This is a genomic window from Nostoc sp. NZL (assembly GCF_015714705.1).
Taxonomy (GTDB): Bacteria; Cyanobacteriota; Cyanobacteriia; order Cyanobacteriales; family Nostocaceae; genus Nostoc; species Nostoc foliaceum_A.
This window is the reverse complement of record NZ_WBKL01000097.1, coordinates 1-7,098: the sequence shown is the minus strand read 5'-3', so window position 1 is coordinate 7,098 and position 7,098 is coordinate 1. Positions and strand designations below refer to the sequence as shown.

At 42.4% G+C, this 7,098-nt stretch carries 6 protein-coding genes; 3 read left to right on the top strand and 3 right to left on the bottom strand.

Annotated elements, in window-relative coordinates; all coding sequences use genetic code 11:
• The first annotated feature begins 246 nt into the window (after nt 1-246).
• Nucleotides 247-1,236: an NAD-dependent epimerase gene (locus F8R90_RS14030; protein WP_196511263.1), complete on the top strand. Its 990-nt coding sequence runs from the start codon at nt 247-249 to the stop codon at nt 1,234-1,236.
• 19 nt (nt 1,237-1,255) lie between these two features.
• Complete coding sequence (locus tag F8R90_RS14025) at nt 1,256-2,839, top strand: iron uptake porin (RefSeq protein WP_196511262.1); 1,584 nt, start codon at nt 1,256-1,258, stop codon at nt 2,837-2,839.
• 87 nt (nt 2,840-2,926) lie between these two features.
• Here F8R90_RS14025 and F8R90_RS14020 read toward each other — a convergent pair whose 3' ends face one another.
• Both F8R90_RS14020 and F8R90_RS14015 read right to left on the bottom strand, forming a co-directional pair.
• Nucleotides 2,927-4,129 (bottom strand): pre-peptidase C-terminal domain-containing protein, encoded by a 1,203-nt coding sequence (locus tag F8R90_RS14020; protein ID WP_196511261.1) that lies wholly within the window; start codon nt 4,127-4,129, stop codon nt 2,927-2,929.
• A 52-nt stretch (nt 4,130-4,181) separates the two neighbouring features.
• Nucleotides 4,182-4,430, bottom strand: coding sequence for a hypothetical protein (locus F8R90_RS14015; protein ID WP_196511260.1), 249 nt, complete (start codon nt 4,428-4,430; stop codon nt 4,182-4,184).
• 199 nt (nt 4,431-4,629) lie between these two features.
• Here F8R90_RS14015 and F8R90_RS14010 point away from each other — a divergent pair, with 199 nt between their 5' ends.
• On the top strand, nt 4,630-6,693 hold the full coding sequence (locus F8R90_RS14010) for a serine/threonine-protein kinase (protein WP_196511259.1): 2,064 nt from the start codon (nt 4,630-4,632) through the stop codon (nt 6,691-6,693).
• 86 nt (nt 6,694-6,779) lie between these two features.
• Here F8R90_RS14010 and F8R90_RS14005 read toward each other — a convergent pair whose 3' ends face one another.
• Nucleotides 6,780-6,935, bottom strand: a complete 156-nt coding sequence (locus F8R90_RS14005; protein WP_196511258.1) for a hypothetical protein — start codon at nt 6,933-6,935, stop codon at nt 6,780-6,782.
• Nucleotides 6,936-7,098: the final 163 nt, after the last annotated feature.

The following is a 7,098-nucleotide window of genomic DNA, read 5'->3' as shown; positions in this document are numbered from 1 at the left end:
GCTAAAAGGCTCAACGTTCAAGCTAAAAGGCTCAACGTTCAAGCTAAAAGGCTCAACGTTCAGGCTAAAAGGCTCAACGTTCAGGCTAAAAGGCTCAACGTTCAGGCTAAAAGGCTCAACGTTCAGGCTAAAAGGCTCAACGTTCAAGTTCTGAACTCGAAATTTTCAAAATTCTAAAAGAACAAGTCAAGTTTTTGACCAATGACAAATGACAAATGACCAATGACCAATGACTAATGACAAACCATGAAAATACTAATTACTGGAGTTGCTGGTTTTATTGGCTTTCATTTAGCACAGCGTCTCCTAACAGAAGGGATACAAGTTTACGGCATCGATAACTTTAATAACTACTACGATGTCAGCTTGAAAAAAGCCCGCTTGAATCAACTTTATCCCGAAACTGGATTCACCTTTCAATTTTTGGACTTGAGCGATCGCCTTTCTACTGCCGAACTATTTCAAGATTATACCTTTGATTGCGTGGTTCACTTAGCAGCGCAAGCAGGAGTCCGCTATTCCTTGCACAACCCCTATGCCTATGTAGACAGCAATCTTTCAGGGTTTGTCAACATCCTGGAAGGTTGTCGCCATAGTCAGGTTAGTCATTTAGTATTTGCCTCTTCCAGTTCTGTTTATGGCACAAATACCAAAGTTCCATTTGCTACTAGCGATAACGTTGACCATCCCATTTCACTCTACGCCGCTACTAAAAAATCAAACGAGTTGATGGCTCATGCGTACAGCCATTTGTACAACTTGCCAACTACAGGATTACGCTTTTTTACAGTGTACGGCCCTTGGGGAAGACCGGATATGGCATATTTTAAGTTTGTACAAGCGATCGCTAATAACCAGCCAATTGACGTTTACAACTTTGGCAAAATGCAACGAGACTTCACCTACATTGATGACGTAATTGAAGGGCTGGTTCGAGTCATGCACAACCCACCCCAAGCTAATAATCAAAATAGCTCAATTACTAAAGCGCCCTACAAGCTCTACAATATCGGCAATAACAGCCCAGTAGAGTTAATGACGTTTATTGAAATCATCGAAAAACTCTTGGGTAAGCAAGCCAAAAAGAATTTACTACCCATGCAGCCCGGTGACGTTCTTTCTACCTATGCTGATGTAGATGAACTGATTCAAGATGTAGATTTTCAACCTGTAACTCAAATAGAGCAAGGCATCGAGCGCTTTGTGCAATGGTATCGAGACTATTACGGTAACTAAAAAAAATATTCCTGGGCGCATGAAAAAGCAATCTCGGTGGAAAAATGTCTGGAATGTTTGCCATCTCAGTTTGCTTGCTTTTACAACTACGTTTGTATTGACAAGTAAGGTTTTTGCTAATGAAGCTCCCCCTGCTGTTTTGACTAACAACACTGATTCTTTTGCCAAAATTAATGCTGTTTCTGAGTTAGCAAAAATTCAACCTACTGACTGGGCTTTTCAATCTCTCAAATTCTTAATTGATCGCTACAGTCTGCTTGCTGGTTATTCTGACAGCACCTTCAACGGTAACCGAGCTATGACTCGCTATGAATTTGTTGCCATTCTGGCCACAACTATCAACCGCATCGACAAACTGAAAAGTGCAGAAACAGCTAACGGAATCAGCCAGGAAGACTTGGAAAATTTGAAGCGCTTGAAAGCTGAATTTGGCAAAGAACTAGAGGTTATCCAAGGGCGATTAGACAATTTGGAAAACCGCATAGAGTCTACAATACAACCATTTTCTATCACTACTAAATTCAAAGGAGAAGTTCTTTTTGCCGTTTCTGGGGTTAGCAGTGGGGAAAAAGTTGATGGTAGCGGCGATAGCACAGACAGTAATCTTACCTTGAGTAGTCGAGCACGCCTGACTTTCGATACAAGCTTCACCGGAAAGGACAACCTCAGAATTCGCCTACAAGCTAGTAATCTCCCTAGAATAGATGATGCGACGGGAACTGATATGGCTCGTTTAGCCTTTCAGAGCAATAGCGATAACGAATTTGAATTGAGTGTTCTAGAATATCGCCTTCCCATAGGAGAGCAAGCTACTGTTTATTTTGAGGCGGAAGGCGGTGACCTTGATGATTTTGTTGATCCGCTGAATCCCTTTTTGAGTAGCAGTAGTCGTGGTGCTATTTCTCGTTTTGCACAGCGTAACCCAATTTATCGCCAAGGAGGGGGTGCTGGAGTGGGGGTAGTTTATGATTTTAGTGACTCAATCAGCTTAAGTTTGGGGTATTTGGCTGACGATGTTAACGATCCGGAAGTTGGATTTGGTGAGGCGGAATATGGAGCGATCGCTCAACTGACTCTTGAACCCAGCGATTCCTTCAAGGTTGCCTTGAGCTACATCCAGTCATACAACAGCCTCAACACAGGAACTGGTAGCAGTCGCGCCAACGATCCTTTTGATGATGAGAGTGATGCTATTCTTGCAGACTCCTTCGGATTACAATCAGCGATCGCACTTAACAATAACTTGAATGTCTCTGGTTGGGTTGGCTTTACCCGTGCAACAGCGATGGATTTACCAAACAACCCAACGGCAGATATTTTTAACTGGGCAGTAACTTTTGCTTTGATTGATTTGGGCAGAGAAAATAGCATTGGAGGAATTGCGATCGGTCAACCACCCAAAGTTATTAACAATGACTTGGAAGTTGCAAATCAAGAATACGAAGATCAAGACACCTCTCTCCATTTAGAAGCCTTCTACCGTTTCCAAGTCGATGACAATATTAGCATCACTCCAGGACTAGTAATGATTACTAATCCAGAACACGACGGCAACAACAGCACAAGCTATATCGGCACAATTCGGACAACTTTCAGGTTTTGAACCAATCCCAGAATTTCACAAAATTCCCGTTACCAACGTATTTGTAGCAGGAATTTCGTGAAATGGTATGAAGCGAATTAAATTAACTCAGAAGATAGTCAATCTGTATTTACCGAGTTCCTTTGGATTCTTGGAAGTAACAACTATATAGTAAGTATCATCTTCAGGCAACCTAGCTCGGTCAATTACAGCACTGTACACACCATTGTTGTCTTTGTCTTTATCTATAGCAATGCTCTGTCCTTGAGAATTTAGCAAAGCTACATAAGGAGAAAACTCTTCATCAACACTATCTACCCGAATACTTACAAGCTGATTTTTTTTACCTTGAAAATTGGAAATATTGTAAGCGCCACCATTTTGTTTTAGGGTTGAGCTATTGGCACTTAGTTGACCTGATTCATCTAAGGTATAGCTAGCCCTGTCATTTCTCAGAGCCAAACTATAGCGGCCTATCTCTCCAGGTTCTTGGCTAGTAACTGCAATCTTGTAAGTGCCCTTTGCAGGTAGTCGCGCAAAAATGAATGCATCATCGCCACCACTGCTTTTATCCAAAGTGCCTTTTTTCACAATGATATTATTATCAGGATCGTGCAGAAATAACAAAGGATTTAAACTCAAGTTATTTGATCTGCGTGTATCATTACTGCCAATCAGCCTAATTTGAACTAGTTGATTTTCTCTGCCCTCAAACTCATAGAAATGAAAGTATCTACCTTGAGATTGAAAGTCACTCTTACTCAGAATTCCCAATGCGACATCTGCAAAGTTAATCTCCTTGTAAGTAGGTGTCACGGGTTGAGAAACTGCTGGACGGTTAGCACTGGTCTGGCGACGTGTCCCTCGGTTGGCACTGGACTGGCGACGTGTCTCTTGGTTGGTGCTGGTCTGGCGACGTGTCCCTTGGTTGGCACTGGACTGGCGACGTGTCTCTGGGTTGGCACTGGCTTGGCGACGTGTCCCTCGGTTAGTATTGGAACTATTGGATGTTGGCTGGGGATTTTCTGGCTTAGACGGTACACTACGAGCCTGCTGTATTGGTGACTCAACAGATGGCTTGCGTCTTGGAGATACTGACGCTTGAGAAACGGGAATTTGCTCAATTGCTTTCTTTACTGCTTCTGGTTGTCTCTCATCTGGTGATTTGGCAATTATGAAGTCTTTAGAATTTTGAGGTCTTCCCAAAGCACTTATAGGCAGCACATTACCTGTGATCAACAAACTACTACTTAAGCAACAAATTAAAATACGATTTAATTTGCGACGATAGCTGTTGTTTTCTAGTAGCATAATTACGCTCCTAATTTTGCTGATGATTTTCTATTTAACAGATAGACAAATTTTAAATCGAAAAATTTAAGTCCCAATCTAAAGTATTAGTACACTGTGGCAAAAGGCGATTTTGCCCCAAGCATTGTTTGAAATGGTAGCTGGATTTTTGCCAAGCTGTACTAGAGTGAATGTCAATTTTGTAGGTATATACTGAGATACAAGCAGAAATTGCTGTTTTTCGGATTTTTGCTGGGATATTTTTGCCAAACTGAGCAAGATGCTGCCGGACTACTAAATTGAGAATGCCTACATAATGCATAAGTTTAATTGGTGCCAATCAATTCTTCAAAAGGCATCGCTCAAGCACAACTTGTTTCAAGTTCTCTAAAATTGTTCAATACCTGATGAGGTAAGGAAATTGGGGATTTGTATGGTGTCTCAGTGATATTTACTAACAAGAGAGATTATACTGCATGACTTAAAATGAATATATACTCCAATTGAAATGGATTCCCAGTATGCTCTGTTGTGTGAATCCCGATTGCCAAAAACCCCTAAATCCTGATAAAAACAACTATTGCCACAGTTGTAGATCAGAATTGATACCCCTGCTGGGAGGTCGCTATCGTCCTACTCAGGTGTTGTCAGATGAGGGCGGATTTGGTAGAACTTATTTGGCAGAAGATGTACACAAACTGAATGAATGCTGTGTTGTTAAGCAATTCGCCCCAAAACTTCAGGGAACTGGGCCACTAACAAAGGCCATTGAGCTATTTAAACAAGAAGCAAGCCGACTGCAAGAACTCGCAGAACATCCGCAAATTCCCACTTTATTGGCTTATTTTGAGCAAAATAGCTATCTGTTTTTGGTACAGCAGTTTATCAATGGGCATAACTTGCTTAAGGAATGGGAGACGCGGGGAAGCTACAACGAAAGAGAGATTCGCGGACTTTTGCTAGATTTACTGCCCGTGCTGAAGTTTATCCATGTACAGGGAGTGATTCATCGGGATATCAAACCACAAAATATTATTCGCCGTCAAAAAGACGGGCGATTAGTGCTAATTGATTTTGGAGCCTCAAAGCAACTGACGGCAACGGTGCAGACTAAAATGGGCACTGTTATTGGCTCACACGGTTACACTGCACTTGAACAGATGCAAGATGGCAAAGCTTACCCAGCCAGTGATTTATTCAGTTTGGGGGCGACTTGTTTTCATCTACTGACTGGGGTTCGCCCATCTCAACTGTGGATACAGCAGGGCTATAGTTGGGTGGCATCTTGGCGACAATATTTGATCAGTCCAGGTAGAGACGAAGTTTCTGTGTCTATAGAGTTGGGTGAAGTTTTGGATAAGCTGTTGCAACTAGACATCCAAAAGCGTTACCAATCGGCTGATGAAGTCATTGCTGACTTGACACCTGGGCTATCACCATTGGCACCAGTGCCACCAACTGTACTTGCACCCACATTTACAACTACTTCAGCAAACACCGGGCCCGTTTCACCAAAACCCAATAACAAGCGGAGAATTCAACTCCTGTTAGGTAGTAGCATTTTGGTGTTCGGATTAGGGGGAACTTGGTATTTCCAAACTCGCTCCCATACAATAAGCGAGTTTTCTCAGCCTATTTCTCAGCCAATTTCTCAGCCCCAAAAAAGCGTCTCAGAAAATTCTTTTGTGCCCAAACCCCTGAAGGGGCATTCCAGCGATGTGAATTCCGTAGCTTTCAGTCCTGATGGCATAATCCTTAGTAGTGCCAGTGATGATAAGACAATCAAGTTATGGAATCTCGCAAGTGGAGAGGAAATCCACACTTTAGAAGGACATTCCACTTGGATTTGGGCTGTAGCCTTCAGTCCAGATAGCAAAACCCTTGCCAGTGGTAGTGCGGACAAGACTATCAAACTGTGGAATGTGGAGACAGGAAAGTTAATCCGCACCTTAGAGGGACATAGTGACGGAATTACTTCAGTAGCTTTCAGTCCTGATGGCAAAACTCTTGCCAGTGGCAGTGCTAGTAAGGACATGAAAATCAAACTGTGGAATCTAGAGACAGGAAAGTTAATCCGCACCTTAGAGGGACATATCAATGGTGTTCCATCTGTAGCTTTTAGTCCTAATGGCAAAACCCTTGCCAGTGGTAGCTGGGATAAGACAATTAAATTGTGGAATCTAGAGACAGGAAAGGAAATCCGCAGCTTGGAGGGAAATAGTGAGTCGATTCTTTCGGTTGCTTTTGCTCCCGATGGTGTCACCCTTGCCAGTGGTAGTAAAGACAAAACAATCAAATTGTGGAATCTGGAGAAAGGAAACTTAATCCGCACCTTGAAGGGACATAAAGAGAAGGTTAATTCCGTAGCCTTTTTGCCCAGCTTAAGTCCAAATGGTGTCACCCTTGTCAGTGGCAGCAATGACAAGACAATTAAATTGTGGAATCCTTTAACAGGAAAGGAAATCCGCACTTTAGAGACGGGTTCTGGATATATTTATGCGATCGCCATCAGCCCAGATGGACAAACTATTGCCGGTGGTGGGAGTGGTGAGAACATTCTCAAGATTTGGCAGACGATTTACTGAAAAGTGAAAAAATTTTTGTAGCAATAATTCATTTATGCAATATTTTAATTATTAAGCGCACCTCTGACTAAAATCATTGGATTTTCTCAACCAGAAGCGATCGCTGCGGAAATATTACCTTCTGGAATCGAGCTAGTTTTAATGCGATCGCTAACTTTACCTAAATCGGAGAGAAGGCTCCTGCCATAATCTCTGATTTGGCGGCGAGATGAATCGAGGGCAAGAAACTCAACATTCCACAACCATAACTGACTGAAAGCCAGTGAGGAAAGGGGGATAGTTGAGTTTCTTGCAATTCCATGTTATGATTACGCAATTAAGTTGAGCGTAAAAGTGCTGGTATTTGAAGCAAAACTGGGAGGAACGAACGAGCAGTATGGAAAGCTGGATGAAGCTATCCGCACC